Annotated in this window: 21 protein-coding genes and 1 pseudogene; 5 read left to right on the top strand and 17 right to left on the bottom strand. The window is 62.9% G+C overall.

Annotated elements, in window-relative coordinates; all coding sequences use genetic code 11:
- Positions 1-75: 75 nt before the first annotated feature.
- The 5 genes from ABQM86_RS16585 to ABQM86_RS16605 are packed head-to-tail and all read right to left on the bottom strand — an operon-like array spanning position 76 to position 4,008.
- Entirely contained in the window at positions 76-732 is a 657-nt protein-coding gene (locus ABQM86_RS16585) for a pentapeptide repeat-containing protein (protein ID WP_207594460.1), read from the bottom strand.
- Complete coding sequence (locus tag ABQM86_RS16590; protein WP_280623430.1) at positions 732-1,190, bottom strand: SRPBCC family protein; 459 nt, start codon at positions 1,188-1,190, stop codon at positions 732-734. The genes ABQM86_RS16585 and ABQM86_RS16590 overlap by 1 nt, the downstream gene beginning before the upstream one ends.
- Before the next feature lie 45 nt (positions 1,191-1,235).
- Entirely contained in the window at positions 1,236-1,655 is a 420-nt protein-coding gene (locus ABQM86_RS16595; RefSeq protein ID WP_369744980.1) for a DUF2177 family protein, read from the bottom strand.
- Positions 1,656-1,663: 8 nt separating this feature from the next.
- Positions 1,664-3,532, bottom strand: a complete 1,869-nt coding sequence (locus ABQM86_RS16600) for an AMP-dependent synthetase/ligase (protein ID WP_337339206.1) — start codon at positions 3,530-3,532, stop codon at positions 1,664-1,666.
- Positions 3,529-4,008, bottom strand: a complete 480-nt coding sequence (locus ABQM86_RS16605) for a MarR family winged helix-turn-helix transcriptional regulator (protein WP_369744982.1) — start codon at positions 4,006-4,008, stop codon at positions 3,529-3,531. The genes ABQM86_RS16600 and ABQM86_RS16605 overlap by 4 nt, the downstream gene beginning before the upstream one ends.
- A 93-nt stretch (positions 4,009-4,101) precedes the next feature.
- On the opposite strand from ABQM86_RS16605, the gene ABQM86_RS16610 reads away from it, so the two are divergent.
- Positions 4,102-4,971, top strand: coding sequence for a DUF1295 domain-containing protein (locus ABQM86_RS16610; protein WP_369744983.1), 870 nt, complete (start codon positions 4,102-4,104; stop codon positions 4,969-4,971).
- 169 nt (positions 4,972-5,140) lie between these two features.
- On the opposite strand, the gene ABQM86_RS16615 is transcribed toward ABQM86_RS16610, so the two are convergent.
- The 5 genes and pseudogenes from ABQM86_RS16615 to ABQM86_RS16635 all read right to left on the bottom strand — a co-directional run bounded on the left by ABQM86_RS16615 (position 5,141) and on the right by ABQM86_RS16635 (position 11,847).
- A complete protein-coding gene (locus tag ABQM86_RS16615) occupies positions 5,141-6,604 on the bottom strand; it encodes an amino acid permease (RefSeq protein ID WP_280623434.1) in 1,464 nt (487 codons plus the stop codon).
- Between the two features lie 239 nt (positions 6,605-6,843).
- On the bottom strand, positions 6,844-7,200 hold the full coding sequence (locus ABQM86_RS16620) for a Rieske (2Fe-2S) protein (protein ID WP_207594467.1): 357 nt from the start codon (positions 7,198-7,200) through the stop codon (positions 6,844-6,846).
- Positions 7,197-9,677 (bottom strand): annotated as a pseudogene (gene nirB, locus ABQM86_RS16625) (nitrite reductase large subunit NirB). The gene ABQM86_RS16620 and the pseudogene nirB overlap by 4 nt, the downstream one beginning before the upstream one ends.
- Positions 9,677-10,024: a molybdopterin oxidoreductase gene (locus ABQM86_RS16630; protein WP_089596049.1), complete on the bottom strand. Its 348-nt coding sequence runs from the start codon at positions 10,022-10,024 to the stop codon at positions 9,677-9,679. The pseudogene nirB and the gene ABQM86_RS16630 overlap by 1 nt, the downstream one beginning before the upstream one ends.
- A gap of 155 nt (positions 10,025-10,179) precedes the next feature.
- Entirely contained in the window at positions 10,180-11,847 is a 1,668-nt protein-coding gene (locus ABQM86_RS16635; RefSeq protein WP_369744984.1) for an ABC-F family ATP-binding cassette domain-containing protein, read from the bottom strand.
- Positions 11,848-12,050: 203 nt separating this feature from the next.
- Here ABQM86_RS16635 and ABQM86_RS16640 point away from each other — a divergent pair, with 203 nt between their 5' ends.
- Complete coding sequence (locus ABQM86_RS16640) at positions 12,051-12,560, top strand: histidine kinase (RefSeq protein ID WP_369744985.1); 510 nt, start codon at positions 12,051-12,053, stop codon at positions 12,558-12,560.
- Entirely contained in the window at positions 12,560-13,426 is an 867-nt protein-coding gene (locus ABQM86_RS16645) for a DUF4097 domain-containing protein (protein WP_369744987.1), read from the top strand. The genes ABQM86_RS16640 and ABQM86_RS16645 overlap by 1 nt, the downstream gene beginning before the upstream one ends.
- Before the next feature lies 1 nt (position 13,427).
- Here the strand turns inward: ABQM86_RS16645 and ABQM86_RS16650 are convergent, their stop codons facing one another.
- The 3 genes from ABQM86_RS16650 to ABQM86_RS16660 are packed head-to-tail and all read right to left on the bottom strand — an operon-like array spanning position 13,428 to position 15,970.
- Positions 13,428-14,291 carry a metal ABC transporter permease gene (locus tag ABQM86_RS16650; protein WP_369744988.1) on the bottom strand — a complete coding sequence of 288 codons (864 nt, stop codon included), beginning with the start codon at positions 14,289-14,291 and terminating at the stop codon, positions 13,428-13,430.
- A 3-nt stretch (positions 14,292-14,294) separates the two neighbouring features.
- Positions 14,295-15,029, bottom strand: coding sequence for a metal ABC transporter ATP-binding protein (locus tag ABQM86_RS16655; RefSeq protein ID WP_207594472.1), 735 nt, complete (start codon positions 15,027-15,029; stop codon positions 14,295-14,297).
- A complete protein-coding gene (locus tag ABQM86_RS16660) occupies positions 15,026-15,970 on the bottom strand; it encodes a metal ABC transporter substrate-binding protein (RefSeq protein WP_369744990.1) in 945 nt (314 codons plus the stop codon). Before ABQM86_RS16660 ends, ABQM86_RS16655 begins: the two co-directional genes overlap by 4 nt.
- 51 nt (positions 15,971-16,021) lie before the next feature.
- Between ABQM86_RS16660 and ABQM86_RS16665 the strand changes: the two genes are divergently transcribed.
- Complete coding sequence (locus ABQM86_RS16665) at positions 16,022-16,750, top strand: lysostaphin resistance A-like protein (RefSeq protein ID WP_369744991.1); 729 nt, start codon at positions 16,022-16,024, stop codon at positions 16,748-16,750.
- Between the two features lie 38 nt (positions 16,751-16,788).
- Here ABQM86_RS16665 and ABQM86_RS16670 read toward each other — a convergent pair whose 3' ends face one another.
- The 4 genes from ABQM86_RS16670 to ABQM86_RS16685 are packed head-to-tail and all read right to left on the bottom strand — an operon-like array spanning position 16,789 to position 21,657.
- Positions 16,789-18,531 (bottom strand): hypothetical protein, encoded by a 1,743-nt coding sequence (locus ABQM86_RS16670; RefSeq protein WP_369744992.1) that lies wholly within the window; start codon positions 18,529-18,531, stop codon positions 16,789-16,791.
- A gap of 9 nt (positions 18,532-18,540) precedes the next feature.
- Complete coding sequence (locus ABQM86_RS16675) at positions 18,541-19,431, bottom strand: carbohydrate ABC transporter permease (RefSeq protein WP_207594476.1); 891 nt, start codon at positions 19,429-19,431, stop codon at positions 18,541-18,543.
- 3 nt (positions 19,432-19,434) lie between these two features.
- Positions 19,435-20,379 carry a carbohydrate ABC transporter permease gene (locus ABQM86_RS16680; RefSeq protein WP_369744993.1) on the bottom strand — a complete coding sequence of 315 codons (945 nt, stop codon included), beginning with the start codon at positions 20,377-20,379 and terminating at the stop codon, positions 19,435-19,437.
- Between the two features lie 3 nt (positions 20,380-20,382).
- The gene (locus ABQM86_RS16685) at positions 20,383-21,657 is read right to left on the bottom strand and encodes an ABC transporter substrate-binding protein (protein WP_369744995.1); all 1,275 of its coding nucleotides are present in this window, start codon (positions 21,655-21,657) and stop codon (positions 20,383-20,385) included.
- A 269-nt stretch (positions 21,658-21,926) separates the two neighbouring features.
- On the opposite strand from ABQM86_RS16685, the gene ABQM86_RS16690 reads away from it, so the two are divergent.
- A complete protein-coding gene (locus tag ABQM86_RS16690; protein WP_369744996.1) occupies positions 21,927-22,364 on the top strand; it encodes a VOC family protein in 438 nt (145 codons plus the stop codon).
- The last annotated feature ends 5 nt before the right edge of the window (positions 22,365-22,369 follow it).

Genomic DNA, 22,369 nt, shown 5'->3' on the forward strand with positions numbered 1-22,369 from the left:
GACGGGACGGTCAACAGCTGACGTCATTTGTTGACCGGCCCGCACAGGAACCGACGCAGTACCGGAAGCCCGGGATCACACCACCCGGATCCCAAGGTGACCAGCCAGAAGGGGTGCCATGAGGCTGAGTTGGTAGTCATCGATAACAACCCCCGCCAGCCCGGCCAATCCGTTGATGCCACGGAACTCCGAGGTCCGCAGATCAACATCCTTGAGCTTTGCCCCGGTAACGTCCAAGGTGCCGATAGTGCAATTCTTCAGGGCGATCCTGGTGCCTGCGCAGCCACCGAGATCCAACTCGTTGATGATGCAGTCCGAGATCTGAAGGTCCATGAGCTTGGAGCCGCGCAGGTTCACATAGTCCAGCTTGCCGCCGTCGATCCGGACCGAGCGCCAGTTCCCCTCATACAGTTCAGCTGAGCCCCATCGAGGGTTGCTGATTTCCACGTCCTGCCAGGAGCTCCGCGCGGCGGTGAAGACCGGCGCGTACGGCTCGGCCAGAATGCACTCGCGGAACGTTGCACCCCGCAACTGCGCCTCATTGAAGGAGACACCATTCAATTCGCATTCAATGAAGTCGGAGCCACTCAGTTCCTCTCCGTCGGCAGAAACCTTGGTCCACCTGACGCCGTCATACCGTTCGCCACGCTGGAAGTCCGGAGCGTCGTCGTCGCGCAATTCTTCCAAACGGAGCGGTGAAATCTTAGGGGCCGCAACCTTCGCAGCCGCCATCAGAGGGATTCCGCCTTTGCTGCGATCTCCGTCAGGTCCTTGGCGAGGGCCTTGCGCGTCATGCTCATGCCGATTTTCCCGAAGAGCGCCATACCTACCTTGCTGAGGAACGACGGCTTGAGGACCTCGGCGCCGAACGTCAGCGTAAGGTCCGTACCGCCGTCGCGCTCGGACAGGGTGAAGCGCGAGGTGTAGTCAGCGCCGCCCTGATGCGCCTTCACGGTAGTGCTGCGCGGCGGGTCAGCCTGGGAAACCCACATTTCGACGGTTTCCTGCTTGCCCATCATGGTCCTGGTTTCCTTCCAGCGCGTGCCTTCGCCGTACGGACCTTCGCTGAGCAACTGGACGGAGTCGATGCCGGAGAGTGTGCCGGCCGAGCCCGGGATGTCCGAGATAACGGCCCAGACTTTCTCCGGACCTGCCTTAATGTGCTGCGTCAGGGTGGTGGTGTGTTCCATACATCGAGCCTAGACCCGACCCCTGACAGTCCCAACCGAAAAGGCCTACGACGCCGGGCGCCCCTTCAGCACGTTTCGGAGCAGCACCACCGTGAGCCACGTGACCATAGCGCATACACCAACACCCCAGGCGATGTCCGTCACGGCCACCAGTGCCGGGAAGTCCTTGAGGACAGCGAGCGCCGTCAGAGCCCAGGTTGCGTACGTGAAGAACCCAAACAGCGCGCCACCGAGAATCCGCCCGCGCAACGCAATGTCCGCCTTCGCCGGCCGTACCCCGTAGTGCACGATCCCGGCAACGAAGACGAGGTAGAACAGCACAGCTGCGACGGGTTGCGGGCTGGCCGCCAGGAGATGCCCCATCTGGCTCTGATACTGCCGCTGCGCCACGGTGACGATCCATACGACGTCGATCACGGCAAAGATCACCGCGGCCAGGGCGTAAGACAGGAGCCACCTTTTCATGGTGTGGCTCATCCCTGCCGCCGGGTGTCTGTGTAGAGGCTGTCAACGATATGGCGGGCTCGCTCGGTGAAGGCTCCGCGCTTGAGTTTCATGGTGGGTGTCACGATCCCGTTGGCTTCGGTGAGGTCAGTCAGCAGCAAGGCGAACCGGCGAACTTGCTCTGAGCGGGCGATTTTCGCATTGGCGGCACTGACGGCCTGGCCAATCACGGCGAGAAGCCGGACGTCGTCGATTTGGACTGCGCCGCCGTCGTCGGGGATCCGGAGGCCCTTCAGATCGGATATCCCTTCGCGCTCAGCCCATGCGGCCAAGGATTCGGGGTCCAGGAGCACCAGCCCGCCGAGATAGGGTTTCCCCTCCCCCACCATCACGGCATGGGCCACCAGCGGGTCGCCTTCAACGTAGCCTTCCCAAATGGCCGGGGAGATCGTTTTCCCGCCGGCGGTGACAATAACGTCCTTGATCCGGCCCTTCAACGTGAGCCGGCCCAGATGGTCCAGCTCGCCGAGGTCCCCGGTCCGGAAGTAGCCGTCGACGAACGCGTCTGCGTTGTCCGCCTGCCGACGGTAGCCGGCGAAGACGCCCACACCGCGGGCCAGCACTTCACCTTGGTCTGAGAGACGCACGGTGGTACCGGGCATGGGGACGCCCACCGACCCCGAGTTGATGGCGCCCGGCAGGTTCCCCGTCAGGGGGGCTGTGGTTTCCGTCAGCCCGTAACCTTCGATCACGGGCAGCCCGAGGCCGCGGAAGAAGAGGGACAGTTCCGCATCCAGCGCGCCGGCGCCGGAGAGCAGGTAATCGAGCCGCCCGCCCACCAGTTTCCGCAGCCGGCCGTAAAAAAGGCGGTCGAACAGAGCCCGGCGAATGCGGAGGCCTGCAGAGGCACGGACAGTAGGGTCGGCGTCGTGCGCTTCGGCAAACCGGCCCCACTCCACTGCCGTACTTTGCGCCGAAGCCCACACGCGCCCCAGCCGTTTTTGTGTTGCGGCGGCCGCGGCCGATGCCTGGATCTTCTGGAGGACCCGCGGGACCACCACCAAAAACGTGGGCTTCAACGCACCCAGCGCGGGCACCACGTCGCGGGGATCGGAAAGGTGGGCGATCCGCATGCCGTTGGCCAGGCAGATCAGCTGGAGCCCGCGCGCCAGGACATGGGCCATAGGCAGGAAGATGATGGTGTTCCCGCCCTCACGGACCACCTCGGTGTAGGCTCCTGCAACGTTCAGGACCTGCCCCACGAAGTTGCCGTGGGTGATCAGTGCACCCTTAGGCGCGGCCGTGGTGCCCGACGTATAGACAATGGTGGCCACGGTATTGAGGTCTGCCAGCAGGCGACGCTCCTCCACGGCGTGATCCGGGATTCCGGCGCCGCCCTCCACCAGGTCTGCCAGGTCCGCTCCGGGCCTGGCATCGATGGTCCAGATCCCCAAAGCCTCGATTCCAGCATCGTTGAAGCCTTGTTGCAGCAAAGCGGCGTGCTCTGCCGTGCCGCCCACAGCAAGCCTGACATCGGCGTCAGCCAGAATCGCCGTCACCTGCGGTGCCGCCGAGGTTTCATAGACAGGAACCACGACGGCGCCGGCGAACCAGGCGGCCATATCGGCCAGTGCCCATTCGTACCGTGTGGGGGACATGATGGCCAGGGATTCACCTGGCTGGATGCCTGCGGCGATGAAGCCTTTGGCCAGGGCCCGGACTTCTTCGACGAATTGTTCCGTGGTGACCTGCCGCCACGGATCGGTGATGGCAGCACCGGCCGAGCGGACTTCGAAAGCGATATGCCCTGGGCTTGTCCGCACGCGTTCCATGAGCAATTCGGTGGCATTGCGGTGGTTGGCGGCGTCAACCAGCGGCGGGGAGGTGAATTCTCTCAACGGGCACCCTCTGTTGATATCGACTGCAGGTGGTCCTGCATGAGGTTCAGGACGGCGTCGAGGAAGTCCGTGACGAAGGCCTGGCGTTCGGGGGGCAGTGCGTCCAGCTGCTGGCTGGCGGCGGACAGCAATGGCAGCATCAGGTCCTTGACCTTGCCGGCTGCTGCGCTGGTGACGTTGACGCGCACTTGGCGCCGGTCTTCGGTACTGCGCATGCGTTCAACATAACCGTGTGATTCCAAGCGGCTGACCAGCGCAGTGGTGGTGGCCGCCGTCGCGCCCAGTTCCGCGGCAAGAGCTCCGACAGTGACGGGTCCGGAGTCCGCCAGGACGGTCAGCGCCCTGTAGTCAGTGAGGTTGAGGCCCAGCGTTCGGGCAACCTCACGTTCGGTCTCATTCGCGAGGCTGAAGAGACCTTGAAGGGTCCGGGAAGCCGGGCGGCCCAGCCCTCCGGTAGCCTTCTGATGGTTTTGCATGGTTATATAGTAATCAAATTAGATTGAACATCAAACAGGCTAGGTAAACCTCGATGAGACGTTACGGGGAACCACTGCGAAAGGAACCGCGCCGTGAAGGATTCAGACAGGAAGGGCCTGATTGCCCTTCCCGTAGTAGTGCTGCTGGGGGCGCTCGTCGCTTGGGCCGGAAGCCACCATGGGCAAGGCCTCGCCGGCATTCCCCTCTTTACGGCAGCAGTCGCCGCGGCCTTCATCATTCAATGGATCGTCTTCATCCCGTCCTTTAAAGCCCAGACGGAAAGGTTCTTCGACCTCACCGGCTCACTGACCTACGTGGTGATCACGGTGCTCCTGGTGCTGGCCACCCCCGGAATCGATGCACGCTCGCTGCTCCTCGCGGCCATGGTTACCGCGTGGGCCCTTCGCCTGGGCACCTTCCTGTCGCGGCGCATCCACAAAGCCGGCAAGGACGATCGCTTCGACGAGCTCAAGCCCTCGTTCATCCGCTTCCTGAACGTCTGGACCATGCAGGGACTCTGGGTGGTCTTCACCGCGGCGGCGGCATGGGTGGCTATCACCAGCACCAACCGGGTGGCTTTGGACTGGCTGGCCATCCTTGGATTCGTGGTGTGGGCGGCGGGATTCGTCATCGAGATCGTGGCGGACCTGCAGAAGAGCCGGTTCAAGGCCAACCCTGCCAACAAGGGAAAGTTCATCTCCACCGGGCTGTGGTCCAAGTCCAGGCACCCCAATTACTTCGGCGAGATCCTGCTGTGGACCGGGGTAGCCATTATCGCGATTCCGGTGCTCCAAGGCTGGCAGTGGGTTGCGCTGATCTCCCCGATCTTCGTCACCCTCCTGCTCACCAAGGTCAGTGGCATTCCCCTTCTGGAGAAGAAGGCCGACAAGACCTGGGGCGGCGAAGCCGGGTACGAGGCCTACAAGAAGAGCACACCGGTGTTAATCCCCAAGCTCGGCTAGTCCGCAGAGCAGGCCCCACAACACGAAACCCTCCCGTTGTGGGGCCTGCTCTGCACCCTTTGCGCCAGGAATAAGGCGCAAAGCGGGCCTCGCAACGCGAAAACGGCGCGTGCCCCCGGAAGGAGGCACGCGCCGTCGTACGTTTGAAACGCAGGAAACCAGACGAGTCTTAGCTGAAGAGCTCGCTCTTGGGTTCGTTGTTCTTGACCTTCTGCCAGCCGAGCCACAGGACCAGGGCGAAGAACGGGATGGTCGCTAGGGTCCACAGGCCCAGTAGGAACACCTCGCCGGTTTCTTTGTCGGTCATGGAATCGAAACCGATCAGCACGGTGATCGCCAGCAGGGCAATGAGCCCCACCCAGCTGGTCCACGGCGAACCGGGCATCGGCAGGCTGGAGACGTTGCCGCGCTTCTTCCGCAAGGCAATCTGGCTAGCGAAGATGGAGCCCCATGTGAAGATCACACCAATGGACGCGGTGTTCAGCGCGAGGTCGAACGCGTGCGAGCCGCCCAGCCAAATGTTGAGCAGGATGCCCGCAAGGTAGACGCCGCCGATCGCCAGAATAGCTGCGTACGGCACGTGGCGGGTGGACATCTTGGTGAGCCACTGCGGGGCGTGGCCGTTGTTGGCCATGGTGCGGAAGATACGCCCGATCGAGTACAGGCCCGAGTTGCAGGAGGACAACGCGGCGGTGATGACGATCATGTTCATGACATCGCCCATCCAGCCGAGGCCCATCTGGCCGAACACAGTAACGAACGGCGAGGTGCCGGCCACGTACTGGTCGGACGGCAGCAGCATTGCGAGCAGCGTCACCGAACCAACGTAGAAGACCACAATACGGACCACGACGGCGCGGATCGCCTTGGGAACTTCGCGTTCCGGGTTTTCCATCTCACCTGCGGTGATACCAACGAGCTCGATGGCGTTGTAAGCGAAGATCACGGCGTTGAGGACCAGGATCATCACCAGCCCGCCCTTGGGGAACATGCCGCCGTCTTCGTGGAAGAGGTTGGCGACGGACGCGTTGCCGTCGCCCACCTTGGCGTTGGTGACAACCATGAAAGTGCCAACGGCCAGGAAGATCACGATAGCGGCGACCTTGAGGCAGGAAGCCCAGAATTCGAACTCGCCGAACGCCTTGACGCTGAACAGGTTCACGGCCACCAGCAGCACCAGCGCGGCGATGGCGGACAGTTCAATGGGCACGTTCGGGAAGAAGAACTGGAAGTACAGGCCGATCGCGATCAGCTCGGCAATGCCTGTCATGGCCCAGTTGATGAAGTACATCCAACCGGAGAGGAAGGCGCCCTTCTTGCCGAACATTTCGCCGGCGTAGCTCACGAAGGAGCCGGACGTCTGGCGGTACATGATGAGTTCGCCGAGGGCGCGCATCAGCAGGTAAGCGATGACGCCGGCAATGGCGTAGGAGAAGATCAGGGCCGGGCCGGTGGAGGCCAGGCGGCCACCGGCACCCATGAAGAGGCCGACGCCGATAGCGCCACCCATGGCGATCATGGTGACGTGGCGGCGGCTCAGGGTCTTCTGGTATCCCTCGGCGCTGAGGTTGGAGTCCGAGGCTGAAGATGAGGCCTTGGAGCTCTGGAGATCTGTGGGAGTACTTTGCGGCACAGCTGTTCCTTGTGGGTTGGGGTGTTGCTGTAGGTGTCACGCCCATGCCGGAACATAGGCGTCTTTGGCACACAAAATTCGAGCTTTTCCTCTTTGGAGGACCCGAAGTGTGACAAAGAACGCAGAACGCCGAAGCTTCGCGCAACCCGTCTATCTTACGGGATTAACCCGAATGCCCGTGACGCAGGCAACAAGGAGCCATGGACAAGGGCCAAAACCCGCTTGGAAATGGCTGCTGTTCAGCCCAGTTCCAGCACCACATTTCCGGCCTCATCTGCGAAAACCCTGTAGGCGCGCAGGGGGTTGGCGCCCGTCGTGGAGCACCCTGTTTGGAGTTCGAAAGCGTGTTGATGAAGGGGGCACACCACCACCTGCTGGTCGATGGTGCCGTCCGCGATCGGGCCGCCTTTGTGCGGGCAGACACCCGAGACGGCCCGCAGGTTTCCATCCCGCAGGCGGAACACCGCCACCTGCTCCCCGTCGATTCCAAACGCCCGGCCTTCACCGAACGGAATTTGGTCAACAGGACCAAGGACGCGATGGGCCTTCGATCCAGCGGCAGATACTGACCCGGCACTCACTGGCTGCGCGCTCATCGGACCGGCACCTGCGGCAGGACTGTCAAGGGCAGGGAGGTCCGGAACTGGCCGGGCGTCAGCGGATCATCGCGTTCGCTCCAAGGATCCACATAACTGTCCACCGATGTTTGCATGGAAGCATCCAAACGGGCCGCGATCCCCTCGGAATCGTCCAGGATGACGCTGCGGATGTGCTCGATCCCTACGCGCGGCACAAACGCATACGTCCGCTCCAGCCAGTTGGCGTTCTCCCTGTAGTACTGCATGAACCGGCCTGTCAGGAGGGTCACCTCTTCCGAAGTGTCCACTGTCGCGAGGAGATCGCCCTTGCGGATATGGGCGCCCGCGGCTCCGCCGATGTAAATTTCCCAGCGGCCACCTTCCACGGCCACTACTCCCACATCCTTGACCAGGGACTCCGCACAGTTGCGGGGGCAGCCGGAGACGGCGAGTTTCAGCTTGGCCGGCGCTTCAATTCCCTGGAACCTGGACTCCAGCCCGATCCCCAATCCCGTGGAGTCCCCTGTTCCGAACCGGCAATAGTCCTTCCCAACACACGTCTTGACCGTGCGGAAGCTCTTGCCGTAGGCGTACCCGGAGGGCATGTCCAGATCGGCCCAAACCTGTGGAAGCTCTTCCTTGGGCACCCCCAGGAGGTCGATCCTTTGCCCGCCGGTCAGCTTGATCAGGGGAATCTTGTGCTTCTCGGCGACGTCCGCGATCCGCCGGAGCTGCTGCACCGAAGTCACCCCGCCTTTCATCTGCGGGATCACGGAGAATGTGCCGTCGCGCTGGATGTTGGCGTGGACCCGGTCGTTGATGAACCGGGCGTCGCGTTCGTCCACGTAGTCCCCGGCCAGCATAATTTTCATCAACGACGCCAGCCCCATCTTGGATTTGGCATCCTCAGCACTGCCCGGAGCCAAAGCGGCAAAGACCTCTGACACTGAGCGGAGCCCGCGGCCCCGGATCTCCGCCATCAGGGAAGCCTTGTCCAACGGAATTCCGGGAACGTAGTAGGTGGCTGCCAGGTCTTCCTCCACAGCACCGCCGGCGGCCCACTCCACCACTTGGGTCACCATGAGCTTGCACGAGCCGCAGCCCTTCCCGGCCCGGGTAGCGTCGATGGCAGCGGACACCGATGTGCACCCACCGTGGACCGCGGACACCAACGCCCCCTTGGAAACGCCGTTGCAATTGCAGACCTAGGCGCTGTCCGCCAGCTCGGCAACGCTCTCTTCCTCCCCCGGTGACCCGAGGTCGAACATCAGCGAGAGCCGCTCCTGAGGAAGGGGCAGGCCTTGATCAAAAGCCTGGGTCAGGTAGGCCACCTTGCGGCTGTCACCCAGCAGGGTGGCGCCCACCATCTTGTTGTCCCGGATCACGATCGACTTGTACACACCACGGCTGGGTTCCGAGAACACAATGTGCTCGTCGCTGTCCCGTTCCGGGCCATGAAGTCCCATGGAAGCGACGTCGACGCCGGCCACCTTCAGCTTGGTGGCGGTCCTGGACCCCAGATATATCGAGGAGCGGTCCACGCCCGTGACATGGTCGGCCAGCACGGCGGCCTGTTCCCACAAAGGCGCCACCAGCCCGTACACCTCGCCGCGGTGCTGGACGCACTCCCCCACGGCAAAAATCTCCTCTTCGTCCATCACCCGCAGGTGGTCATCCACCACAATTCCGCGCTCCACTGCCAAACCACTGACGACGGCGACATCCACGTTGGGTCTGATGCCTGCGGTGACCACCACCATGTCGCAGTCGAGGTTGGGCTGATCGCGCAGGGCCACCCCGGTGATGCGGTCCGAGCCCAGGATCGCCGTGGTCCGGCTTCCGGTGTGCACCGCGATGCCCAGCGCCTCAACGCTTCTCCGCAGTATTGCACCGCCGTCGGGCCCCATCTGGGCGCTCATCAGATGACTACCCGAGTGGACCACGGCGACGTCCAGGCCATGGGCCTGCAACCCCCGCGCTGCCTCCAGCCCCAGCAATCCGCCGCCGATCACCACCACCTTGCCTTGCTGATCGTGCTGGAGCCCGTGTTGGGCACACTGGATCATCCTTCGGGTGTCGTCCATGGTCCGGAAGGTGAAGACTCCATGCCGCACCGTTCCGCTGGGCGTGTAGATGCCGTCCATGGGTGGCAGGAAGGAACGGCTGCCCGTGGCAATGATCAAGTAGTCGTACTGGACCACGCGGCCATCGGCGGCGAAGACATGCCGGCTGAACTTATCGATCCGATCCACACGGACCCCGGCGTGGAGGGTGATGTTGTTGTCCTGGTACCAAGGCAGGTCATTGAGGAAGATGTCCGCATCGCTTTCCTCACCGGACAGGACGTGGCTGAGCATGATCCGGTTGTAATTCCCGTACGGCTCGTCGCCGAACATGGTGATCTCAAACAGATCCGCACCACCCCTGGCCAGGATTTCCTCCACAGCCCGGCCGCCGGCCATGCCGTTTCCGATCACTACCAGCCGCTTTTTCATCAGTGCTCCACCATGCCCAGATCCACCACCACGGTTCCCCGCACCCCGGCAGGGGCCACGATGAACAGTTCGATCACGGACCCGCCTTCGGTGTCTTCCACCACCCTGAGCGGGATGTGGACATCGCCCTTGGCCCCGATGGGGAAATAGCGGAGGGGAATGCGGTCCCGCATCAACACCACGGTGATCAGTTCAGGGCTGGAATTGCCGCCACGGAAGTACAGCGTCTGGTTGACCACGCCATCCGGAACAAAGTGCGAGAGTTCGGCGTGGATGGGAACCGGTTTATCCAGCCCGGTTCCTTCAAAGTGGTAGATGCCCTGCAGGAAGAGATTCTGGATGATCACGGGAAAAGTCCTTTCGGCCGGTTCCCTTCCCATGGTGCTCCGCCGTTGTTTCGGGACGCTCGATGCCGTGTTTCCACCTGCAGGACAGGGGGTAACGATCCCTTTGCCAACAACTCACCGCAGTGGAAACCGCGTGACGACCACCGCAACGTGGACTAGAGCAATTCGCCGCCCTGCATCCCGTACCGGACCCACGATCCTGCCGATGCGCTCCGCCCGGAGCCGTCAACGCGGGCGCAGTGATCGAACCACTCGCCCAAGGCGCGGTCGTGGCTCACGATCACCAGGGTCCCGGCGAATGAGGCCAACGCTGCCTCCAGTTGTTCCACCAATACTGGTGCCAAATGGTTGGTTGGCTCATCCACAATCATGATTTGGTAGCCGCCCAGGAGCAGCCGGGCCAGGGCGAGGCGGCGTTGCTGCCCCGCGGACAGGCCACCCACGGGCACGTGGAACTCGGCGGGCCGGAAGAGACCCAGGCGAAGCAAGCCTTCCGCGTGTTCATCGATGTTGCCACCCAGCCCAGCGGCGAATGCTGGAAGCAAGCGCAGCCCCGGCCGTGTGGGAACGTCGAGCTCCTGCTGCAGGTAGCCCACCTTGCCGCGGACGCCCACCGACCCCGTGGCCGGTTCCAGGTTCCCCGTCAACACGGACAGCAACGTGGATTTACCGGCTCCGTTGGGCCCGGTGATGAGTACCTTCTGGCCGGTTTCAACCCTAAGATCGGTGGGTTGAAGCCTCCCGGGGACGCTGACGCCGTGGGCTTCCAGCGCAGGTTCGGACATCACGTCGGTCACAGAACCCAGCGGAGCTGCCAGTGTCAGCGGCACCGGTGGGCGGTCCACCGGATTCTCTTCGAGCCGGCGGAGCCGTTCCTGGGCGTTGCGTACCTTGCTGGTGACCGCGCTCTGCCAGGTTCCGGCTTTGAAATCGAAACCCATCTTGTCGTTGTCGCGCTTGCGTCCGTAGCCCATACGGTCGGCCACTGTGGCAGCTTGGAGCCGTTCGGCAGCCATGGCGTCCAGCCATTGATCGTACTCCTGGACCCAACGGGCACGTTCGGCGGCTTTCTCGCGGAGGTAGCCTTCGTAGCCGTTCCCATAGCGGTTAACGGACCTGCGGTCGGCGTCCACTTCGATGATGGTGGTGGCGACTTTACGCAGCAGGACACGGTCGTGCGAGACCACCACTACCGTGCCGCGATGCGCAGTCAACCGGGACTCAAGCCAGGCGGTACCATTCGCGTCCAAGTGGTTGGTGGGCTCGTCCAGGAGCAACGCTTCGGCAGGATCGGCCAGCAAGCATGCCAGCGCCACCCGCTCCTGCTCGCCGCCGGACAAGGAACCAAGCGTTCGACGGCGGTCCAGGCCTCCCAGCCCCAGCTTGTCCAGCGCTGCTTCCACCCGGGATTCGGCAGCGTAGCCCTCGCGGAGTTGATACTCCGTTTGCAGGCTTCCGTAGAGTTCAAGTTCCTCGGTGTCTGCGTCGGCCAGGCCTGATTCGAGGTCCAGGATGTGGGTTTCAAGGGAACGCAGCGACGCCAAGGAAGAGTCGATGGCATCTCCTACGGTCACCGATTCAGAGAATCCATGGGTCTGGGCGAGGTAGCCCACGCGGTAGCCGGGGTTGCCGCCCAGGCCGGCCGCGCCGTCGTCGGGCGTTTCCACACCGGACAGCAGCCGTAGCAGCGTGGACTTCCCCGCGCCGTTTTCCCCGACGATCGCCACATGCTCGCCGTGGTGGATGACGAGGTCAACGTTGTTGAGAAGTTCGCGATCCCCATAGCCGTGGGAAACGCCGGAAAGGTAAAGGTGGTCAGTCAAGAGGAATCCTCGCAAGTCCGCAGTGGGTGGCTAAAGCCGTGTGGGTACTGGGGATGCAGCCGCAGCTAGGGGGCTGCGCTCAAGACTTCATCGCTCCAGCCTGCCCGGCGAACGTGGCGCCGTCAAGCCGGGGCACTTCGGGTGACGCCATGAGGGGACGGAAAACCCTTGGCATGACACCACAATGACGTCATAATGGTGTCATGCAGCTTAACCCATACGTCACTGCGGTCCAGCACCAACTGGACGCCGCCGCCGAGGCCGGAGGCCCAGAAGCACGGGCCCTCAGCGAGCGACTCACCGCCGCAGTGGAGGCCACGGTTCGGTTGGTCCTTCTCGAAGCTCTCTCCGACGCCGCGCGCGAGATCACCCTGGAGCTTGCCCCCGGCTCGGTGGAGGTGAGGCTCCGCGGCCGCGACCCGGAATTCGTGGTCAACAATCCGCCCAGCGGGGACTTCGAGGCAATGATCGAGCAATCAATCCTGGGAACCATGGCCCCGGAGGACTTCGACGGCACCAGCATCTCGCGCACCACGCTCCGGCTTCCGGATCAGCTCAAGCAACACGTTGAGGAGGCCGCAGTCAGGGATGGCGTGTCCGTGAACTCGTGGCTGGTCCGGGCCGTCGCCGAGGCGCTTCACGGCAGCCGCTCGGCCAACAAAGGCAGGCGCCGCGAAACCGGCGAACAGAACTTCACGGGATGGGCGCGCTGATGGCGACCTTCCAGACTCCCCGGCCGATCGCCGTCGTGGTGGACGTCTCCGTCCGCGGCGATATTCGGGTCATGGCCCGCGACCACCCCGAAACCGAGGTGACGGTCCAGCCCCGCAAGGCACAACGAAGCCTGGACGTCAGGATGGCTGAGCAAACCACCGTGGACTACTCGGACGGCCGCTTGCAGGTCAGGCTTCACCCCGCATTCCGCCACAGCTGGTTCAGCGACGGGGGTGCAGTGGAGATCGCCGTGGAGGTTCCCCTGGGCAGCAGCCTGGAGTTGAAGACCGCCATGGGAGACCTCCGCTGTGAGGGCGAATTCAGCACCGCCGACCTGAAGACCGACTTGGGCCACATCCGCATCGACCATTGCGGCGAGCTCCGAGCCCACACCGACATGGGTGACGTCACCGTGGAACGCGCGGCAGGACGGTCCAGGATCAAGACCGGCTCGGGCAAAATCCGCGTCCGTCACATCGACGGGGCTGCCACCGTCAAGAACGGCAACGGCAACACCTACATCTCGCACGTTTCCGGCGAGCTCAGCATCAGCGCCGCCAACGGCGACGTCTCCTTGGAACGGGCAGGCCTCTCCACCACAGTCAAAACGTCCAACGGTGACATCACGGTAGGGGAAGTGGCCGCGGGCGCCCTCACGGTGCAGACGGCAGCGGGTGCGCTGTCCATCGGCGTGCGGGAGGGCACTGCGGCCTGGCTTGACCTCAAGACCAAATATGGACGGGTACGCAACGCACTCGACGTCACCCATGGACCTGGCCAATCCACGGACACAGTGGAGATCCGTGCCCGCAACGCCTATGGCGACATCACAGTAACGCGTTCACCCGCAAGAACGCACGCCTGACCTACACCGTAGCGACAGCCCGCTTCCGACGAACTTTCGCCAGACGAGTCCCTATCAGCCCCTGCCGCGGACTGAAAAGATACACGAACGCGAACACCACGCCTTGGGTGAGCACCACCATGGCCCCCGATGCTGTGTCCAGGTAATAGCTGAGGTAGATGCCGGCCACGGAACACACCACGGAGATCACCGGTGCAATAACCAGCATCCGCGAGAACCGGTCCGTCAGCAGGTAGGCGGTGGCGCCCGGGATGATCAGCATGGCGACCACCAACACCACGCCCACCGTCTGCAGGGCTACAACCGAGGTCAGTGCCAGCAAACCCAACAACAGCGCGCCAAGCCTGCGGGGCGAGAGGCCGATCGCGTGCGCATGCGTGGGGTCGAAGGCGTACAGCGTGAGATCGCGGCGTTTGAGGATCAGGATGGCGAAGGCCACCACGCCCAGCACCACCACCTGGATGAGGTCGGGGATACTGACGCCCAGCAGGTTGCCGAAGATGATGTGGTTCAGGTCGGTTTGGCTTGGAGTCACCGAGATCAGGACCAGGCCCAGGGCAAACAGCGATGTGAAGACGATGCCGATCGCAGCGTCTTCCTTTACCCGGCTCGTGTTGCGGACCACCCCGATCAATGTCACCGCGATCAGCGCGAACACCAACGCACCCACCGCGAACGGCGCACCCACGATGTACGCGAGGACGACGCCGGGAAGCACCGCGTGGGAGACGGCGTCGCCCATGAGGGACCAGCCGATCAGGACGAGCCAGCAACTCAGCACCGCACAGACCACCGCAGCGATGGCCGTGGTTGCGAGCGCCCGAACCATGAAGTCGTAGCTCAGGGGTTCCAGGAGGAATTCCACGGTTCAGCCCCTGTTCATGACGTCGAGGCCGAAGGCCATGGCCAGGTTCTCGGGCTGGAGCACGGTGTCCGGACTTCCGTGCATGAGCACCTTGCGCATCAGCAGCACGGCTTCGTCGCAGAGCTGGGGCAAGGCGTGGAGGTCGTGGGTGGAAATCAGGATGGTGGCGCCGTCTTCCGCCAACTCACGGAGGAGCCGGGTGATGGTGGCCTCGGACCGTTTGTCCACGCCCGCGAATGGCTCATCCAGCAGCATCATGGTGGCGCCCTGCGCGATGCCACGGGCCACGAAGGCCCTCTTCTTCTGTCCTCCGGACAGCTGACCGATCTGCCTGTCGGCGAACTCGCTCAGCTCCACCCGTTCCAAGGCGTGCTCGACGGCGTCCCGGTCGGCTTTGCGGGGCCGGCGCGTGAATCCCAAGTGCCCGTAGCGGCCCATCATCACCACGTCCCGGACGGACAGGGGAAAGGCCCAGTCCACGTCTTCGCTTTGGGGGACGTAGCCGATCCCGGCGTCCTTACGCATCTTCGCGGGTGGCTCTCCGTTGATGAGTACCCGGCCGGAATCGGGTTTCACCATGCCCATGATGACTTTGAACAGGGTGGATTTGCCCGAGCCATTCATCCCTACCAAGCCGCAGATCCGGGAATGCTCCAGGGTCAGGGACGCAGAGTCCAGGGCCAGGACCTCACCATAGTGGACCGTGACGTTCTCTACAGCGATTGCGGGGGTGCTCATGACGTTCCTCCTATGAGTGCCGTGGTGATGACTTTGGCGTCGTGGCGGATGAGGTCAAGGTAGGTAGGAACCGGTCCGTCAGCTTCGGACAGGGAATCCACATACAAGGTCCCACCGAACTCGGCGTCAGTGGCACCCACCACCTGCTGCATGGGGGCGTCCGACACCGTGGATTCACAGAAAACGGCAGGTACCTGGTTTTGCTTCACGAACTCGATGGCCCGGGTGATCTGCTGCGGTGTGGCCTGCTGCTCTGCGTTGACTGCCCAGATATAGACCTCTTTGAGGCCGGCGTCGCGGGCCAGGTAGGAGAAGGCGCCTTCGCAGGTGACCAAGGCCCTCTGCTTCTCCGAGAGAACGGAAAGCTTGGACACCATCTCGTCCTGCACGCTCTGCAACTGGGCGTTGTAGGCCTTGGCGTTGGCTTCGAACTCTGAAGCATGGGATGGATCCAGCTTCGCAAAGGCCTTGGCCATGTTGTTGGCGTAGATCTGTACGTTCTTGGGCGACATCCAGGCGTGCGGGTTGGGTTTGCCCTGATAGGAGTCCTCGGCGATGGGCATGACCTCGACGCCGTCGCTCACCACAGCGTGCGGCACGTCCAGGTCTTCCACGAACTGGGCAAACCAGGCTTCGAGGTTGAGCCCGTTGTCCAGGATCAGGTCCGCTTGGGCTGCTTTGCGGATGTCGCCGGGCGTGGGCTCGTAGCCGTGGATTTCGGCCCCGGCTTTGGTGATGGACTCGACCCGGAGTTTATCCCCGGCCACGTTCTTGGCGACGTCGGCCAATACAGTGAATGTTGTCAGCACCACGGGTTTGTCATCACCTCCCGCGGAGGAATTCCCGCCACAGGCGGAGATCCCCAAGGCGAGGGCGATGACGGTCAGGGCAGCAGCGAAACGGCGGACATCTTTGGCGCGCCGAAACGAAAAGTTAGGCATACCGAAAAGTGTAGCCAAGCAAGGGCCACCCGGCAAAGCTAGGCTGGTCACATGGGCACTCTTTCCACCAAGGCATCTTTGTACAGATTCTCTGCCCTTGACGCCGCCGCAGTGGCCGCCTACCTCACCTTTACCGCCTACTTCACGTTCGCGGGTGAATCCGTGGAACGGCTGATGCTGCAGCTCTTTCCCGAGCCAGCCACCGCATCCTACGCCGTTAATGCGCTCTTCTATGCCGGTGTCGGAATATTCGCGGTGGCCTCAGCCTGGCGGGTGATAGGCAGGGACCTCAAGATCCTTGGCACCCGCCCATGGTTCACCCTGGGCATGGTCCCCTTGGCGATCGTGGTGATGCTCATTCTCACGGCACTGCTGGTGGCGGCCTTCGGCACAGCACAAAGCTCAGAGAACCAACTGGGCATCCAAGGTCTCCTGCAGCAGGTGCCCGCATGGCTCATGGTGCCCCTGCTGGTGCTGCTGGGCCCCTTTGTTGAAGAGTATCTGTTCCGGCATTTGCTGATCGGCAAATTGTCGCGGTACCTGAACATCTGGATCTGCTGCGTGATCTCCGTGGTGGTCTTTGCCTCCATCCACGTAGTGGGCCGCGAAGGACTGGTGCTGTCCGCGTTGGCACCGTATCTGGGCATGGCCGTGGTCCTCGTAGCGGTTTATGTCTGGACGGGAAAGAACCTGATGTTCTCCTATTTTGTCCACGCCGCCAAGAACCTCATGGCCGTTGTCCTGATCTACGCCATCCCGTCCGAGCTTCTTCCAAGCTAGAAGCTGGCCCGCCCAGCAAAAAAACGGGCCTGCCCCAGCTACGACACGCTCTTCCCCGTCAGCACCACCCGGTGGCTGCCTGAGGTCCGTCCTGTGATGTAGACCTTCACGCCGTAGCTGGCGTTCGAGCCTCCTGGATATCGGTAAGCCTCCCCCGGGTTGTACACAGGCGGGCTGTCCGGGTCTGCTGCGTTGCCGGGGCCAAATTCGATCACGTCATTCCCCACGCGGTAGGCACCCGTCCCGGAGGTCAGTTGGAAGGTCCCGGACCCAGTACCAGCCTCCTCCACCCCGCTGAGCTGCCCACCCGCGCGGAAGGTCAGCTCCAGGGCGTACGAGGTTTCGGCACCGTCGAAGTCCAGCTCCAGTTCCACCGTTCCGTCCGCAGGATTCGGTGTGACCGTGATGGACGTTGCCAAGCGGTGCTCCACGATGGGCCGGTTGTCGAAGTCCATGGAGGCGCTGAAGCGTCCTTCGTGGACCAAAGGATAGATGCCGTCGGAACGCTGCACATCCACCGGCAGCGGAAGGTAGAAGTTGGCGCTCAGCTCATCGTGGAGGCGGACCGCGGGACCATCAACGGCGGCGCTCCGGCTGCGGAACGGCCCCAGGTCGAAGAAGCTCCGCGAGAGCCGCACATCCGTCAGGACCGCCTCGCCGTGACTGAAGCGCAGGAAGGTGGGATTGGTGGCAAGTCCGGAGCTGATGCCGGACGAGACGTCGTCACACCCGCCAAAGACCGTGGCCACGCTCCGGCCACCGCGGAATCGATGGATTCCACAGCTGACCAAGCCGGCATGCCCGGGAGCCATCGCTGCCGGCAGGCTTTCCCACGCCTCCACGGCCGGAAGCTTGGCGGCCAACCACGCATCCAGCCGAACCCTGGCCAGGGCCTTGGCCGGTTCCAGCAGCTGGAATTGCTCTAACCAGGCCGCAGCAGCTGCGAAGTCGCCGTTCCGGTCCTGATTGGCCAACCGGCGGTACAGCAGCTGGAAAGCTTCGCCGTCGAACCTGTTCCATTGGTCCTGCCTGCGCGAGAACAGGGACTCGGCACTGCCATCGCTGCCGAACCACGGGAGGAACGCCGTCAGGTTGGCCCGGACATGGTCAAGGAGTTCGGGCCGGCCGGCATGGTCGGCGATCGCCAGCAGGGACGGATTGGTCACTGCGGTGGCATAGAGGGGGCTCCTTTCGGAGTACATTCCATCCGGCAGTTGGTCGATCCCCTCGGCAAGCCACTGACCGATGCGCTGCTGGATGTCCGGACGCGGATTGCCCTCCGTTTCGTGCAGTGCGTGAAGACGGGCCAGCGCGGCACACAGCTCCCAACGGTGGTTGGGGGTGTGAACGCCGCCGCTGACCAGGGCGTCAGTGATACGCCCGACGACGGCGCGAAGCCGGCTGACGGTCCCGGCCAAGCCATCTTTCGGGGATCCCAGGATGTCCAAGGCCATGCAGGCGTCATTAATGGTGAAGGCAGAGTCCGGCGGCGAACTGAGGTTGGTGCCGTCGAACAAACCGGTCGGCCCTTGCAGGTACTCCAGCCTGGCCACACAGTCCGCCATGAGCCCGGGCAGCCTGGACGAACCGACGTGAACGGATCCGGGTTGGGTGTAGACGGTGGCCAAAGCCAGCAACCTGCCCATGGCGGGGCGGTGCGCCAAAGCCGCCACGCCGCCGTCGGACTCTTCCAGGAGCGTGTCCACTTGGCGGTCGGCCGCCTCGATCAGTTTGTCGAGGAACGCTGTATCCACCGCAACTGACGCTGTTTGGTGATTCACTCCGGGCCCCTAGTCCTTCAGTCCTGCGCTGACGTCAGCGTTGAGTACGTATTTCTGGAAGACCGCGAACACCAACACCAGCGGGAGGATGGAGATCACGGAAGCGCCCAGCAGCACGGGCCAGTCGATGTTTTCCGCGCCCACAATGCTGCGAAGTGCCACCTGCAGGGTGTACCACTTGGGGTCGTTCAGCACGATCAGTGGCCAGATGTAGTCGTTCCAACGCCACTGGAAAGAGAAAATGGCCAGCGTGAACAGGATGGGCTTGGACAGCGGGAGCATGATCCGGAAGAAGATGGCCAGTTCGCTGGCGCCATCGATCCTGGCCGAATGCAGGAGGTCGTCCGGGACCGTCAGGAAGAACTGACGGAACATAAACACACCTGTGGCTGTCAGCACGGAGGGCACAATGATGCCCGCCAGGGAGTTATACAGGCCGAGGTCACGGATCACCGAGAACGTGGGGTTCAGGATCACTTCGGTGGGCAGCATGGTGGTAGCCAGGATGCACACGAAGAACAATCGTGTTCCCTTGTTGTTGTACTTGGCCAGCGCATAACCAGTGCACGCGCTGAAGAACACCGTGAGGACTGTGGTGACCAGCGAAACCGTGGCCGTGTTCAGGAAGTACTGCGCAAAATCCACCCGCTCCCAGGCATCCACAAACCCCTGGAACGTCCACTCCCGCGGAATCATGGACAGCGGATAGCTGAAAAGTTCACTCCCGGGCTTGAACGAGCTCAGGAGGAACCACAGCAACGGCAGCGCGTAGATGGCCACGATGACCCAGAGCACGGCCGTCAGCGGAGCGGACAGGTTCTTCCGCCTGGCACGGGCCTCACGGGTCTTGTCCGCGGGTTTGGCCCCTGCAGCAGGAGGCAGTTTGGTAGCTGTTGCCATGGTTCAGCCCTTCTTCTTGTTGAAGCGCAGCTGGATGAGCGCTATAGCCAACAGGACCACCATCAGCACCATGGAGGCGGCGCTCGCGTAGCCCACCTTGGATTGTTCGAAGCCGGTCTTGTAGATGTACTGGACGATCAACGTGTTCTCTGTTCCCGGTCCGCCGTTGGTGAGCGCCTGGATCATGGCGAACTCCTTCATCGCATGGATGGTGGAGAGCAGGATGACCATGAACGACGTCGGCGCGATGCCGGGCAGGATCACATGCCGGAACCGTTGCCAGGCGTTGGCGCCATCCAGTTCGGCCGCCTCCAGGAGTGCCTCAGGGATGTTCTTCAGCGCCGCGATGAACAGCAGCATGTTGAAGGCCGTACCGCCCCAGGCCGAGGCGAAAATGACCACCATCAACGCAAGGTTGCCGTTGCTGGACCACGGCACCGGGCCGCCACCCAACGTGGTGATGACGAAGTTGACGAAGCCGAAGTCCTGGCCGAACATCCATTTCCAGATGACGCCCACCACGATCGGCGAGATCAGCCACGGCAGGAAAATGATCACCTTGGCCGCTGTCCTCCCCCGCGTGGCTTTGCTGACCAGCAGCGAGGCGATACCCAGGGATGAGACGTATACCAACGGCACCGAAAGAACCGTGTACAGGAACGTCCGGGTCAGCGCCGCGTAGAAGGTGCTATCAGCGAAGAGCTTTTGGAAGTTCGCCAGGCCGATGAAGTTCAGCTTGCCCACACCGCGGTAATCCGTGAACGAATAGATCAGCCCCAGGGCGCCTGGCCACACAAAGAACACCAGGAACAACGCCACGTTGACGCCGATGAGGATCAGTGGCGCGATGACATAGCGGTTGCGCCGCCGTTGCTGGGACTTGCTGCGCACGGCCGGTGAGCCGGGCTGTTCCGGCCGCACCGCCGGGCTGAGCGTTGAATTGGCCATGGCCTAGGCGCCGTTGTAGAGCTTCACGATGTTCTCCACCGTGGTCTTGGCATCCTGGCTGCCGCCCAACATCTTCACGGTTTCCTCCCTCAAGGGGTCCCCGGAGAAGGGGGTCTCGGCATAGGCCTCGGCCACGACACGTTTGATGGCGTTATCGCCCTTGGCCTGGTTCCCGGCAATCTGCTGCTGGTAGAGCTCAAAGGAGGCCTGCTGGTACGGATACTCCACCTTGAGGCTTTCCTTGACCGGCAGGTAGCCGCCGAGCTTGGCGAACTCGGTGTAGTTGGCGTCGTCGTAGAACCAGTCGATGAACTTTTTGGCTTCTTCGTCCGCGCCCGTGTCCTTGAAGGCCACCATGAAACCGCCACCGAGGTTGGTGGCGTTGACTTCCTTCTTGGGCAGCGGCACGGACAGCCACTCAAAGTCCTTGATGTTCTTATTGAAGTCGGCCACCTGCCAGCTGCCGGAGTAGTAGGCAGCTACCTGCCCGCTCTTGAACATGGCGTTGCCGTCTTCGCCGCTGAGCCACACTGATTTGGGCATCGTGGCGTCATCGTTAATTTTTTGGAAGTACTCCAAGGTCTCTACGGCCTTGTCATCCGCGGCGTACTTATCGCCGTTCTTCGCAAAGGCGTCGCTGCCGAACTCGTACATCATGGCGCGCAGGCGGTGGCCTGAACGGTCCATCACCATGCCGTACTTGGCACCGGCCTTCTCGCGGACCTGGTTCACGGCTGCTACGAACTCGTCCCAGGTCCAGCTGTTTCCGATAGCGGTGGGGTAGGCCACTCCGGCTTTGTCGAAGAGGCTCTTGTTCACAAACAAGCCCACTGCGGTGAGGTCTGACGGGATGGCCGGGAGCGTTCCGTCAGGGGCCGTCTGCAGGAACTTCCCATCGATGTTCCGCGCCTTGGCGATGTCGCTGAGATCCTGGAGTTGGTTGACCCAAAGGGGGTCCAGGCCCGTCACCCGCGCCAGCGCCGGAAGATCATTGGCCGTTGCCGCATTCTTGAGCTTGGTAGTGATGTCCGCGGTGGGGACGTCCACTACCTCGATGGTGATGCCGGTGGCTTCCTTGTATTTCGCGGCGGCCGCGGCGAAAGCGCCGCCCTGGTTGGTGTCCCCGGAAAGGACCAACTGGAGGGTCTTGGCGCCACCCTCAGCGGAGGTGCCGCCACCACTACAGGCAGAAAGTCCGACGGCAAGGGCGGAGAGGCCAAATGCCGTCATTCCGAATTGCCGGCGGCTGATGCTGGAGATGCGTGTCTGCTCTGACAATGCTTCTGTCCTTTTCTCACGGGGCTGCCAGTCCACGGAGGCCTGGCTGCGGAAGTAGGACGTGGCGCGGGGGCCACGCTGCCTTGGTAGGAAAAGCCTTTCCTGCACCCACTGTGATCTATGTCATGACAATATGTCAAGAAAACGTATGCACATCTCCAACGTTGGAGAAGACCACAAGGCCGTGACTTGCCGACCTTTTGGAACCCGGACCAAACATGACCGCAAAGGCCTACCAGCTACCCGGCGTCGGGAATAGCGTGGAGGCCATGACATTGAACATCCAGGTAGTAGTCGATTGCCAGAAGCCGCATGACCTCGCCGACTGGTGGGCCGAGACCCTCGAGTGGAGCGTGGAACCACAGGACGAGGCGTTCATCCGATCGATGATCGAGCAGGGCTACGCCACCGAGGACCAGACCATCACGCACAACGGCAAGCTGGTCTGGGCCGAAGGCTGCGCGATCGTGCCTGCCGAGGACACGGACCCCAAGGCCGGCCGGCGCATCCTGTTCCAGACCGATGCCACCCAAAAGACCGTCAAGAACCGCGTGCACTGGGATGTCCGCCTGGACGGCCGGGACAAGGATGAGGTGCGGAAACAATTGGAGGCCCGCGGAGCAAAACACCTCTGGACCGCCAGCCAGGGACCCCACGAGTGGCACACCATGGCCGACCCCGAGGGCAACGAGTTCTGCATCAGCTAAGGCCA

It is taken from the genome of Paenarthrobacter sp. AMU7 (assembly GCF_041200195.1).
GTDB lineage: Bacteria > Actinomycetota > Actinomycetes > Actinomycetales > Micrococcaceae > Arthrobacter.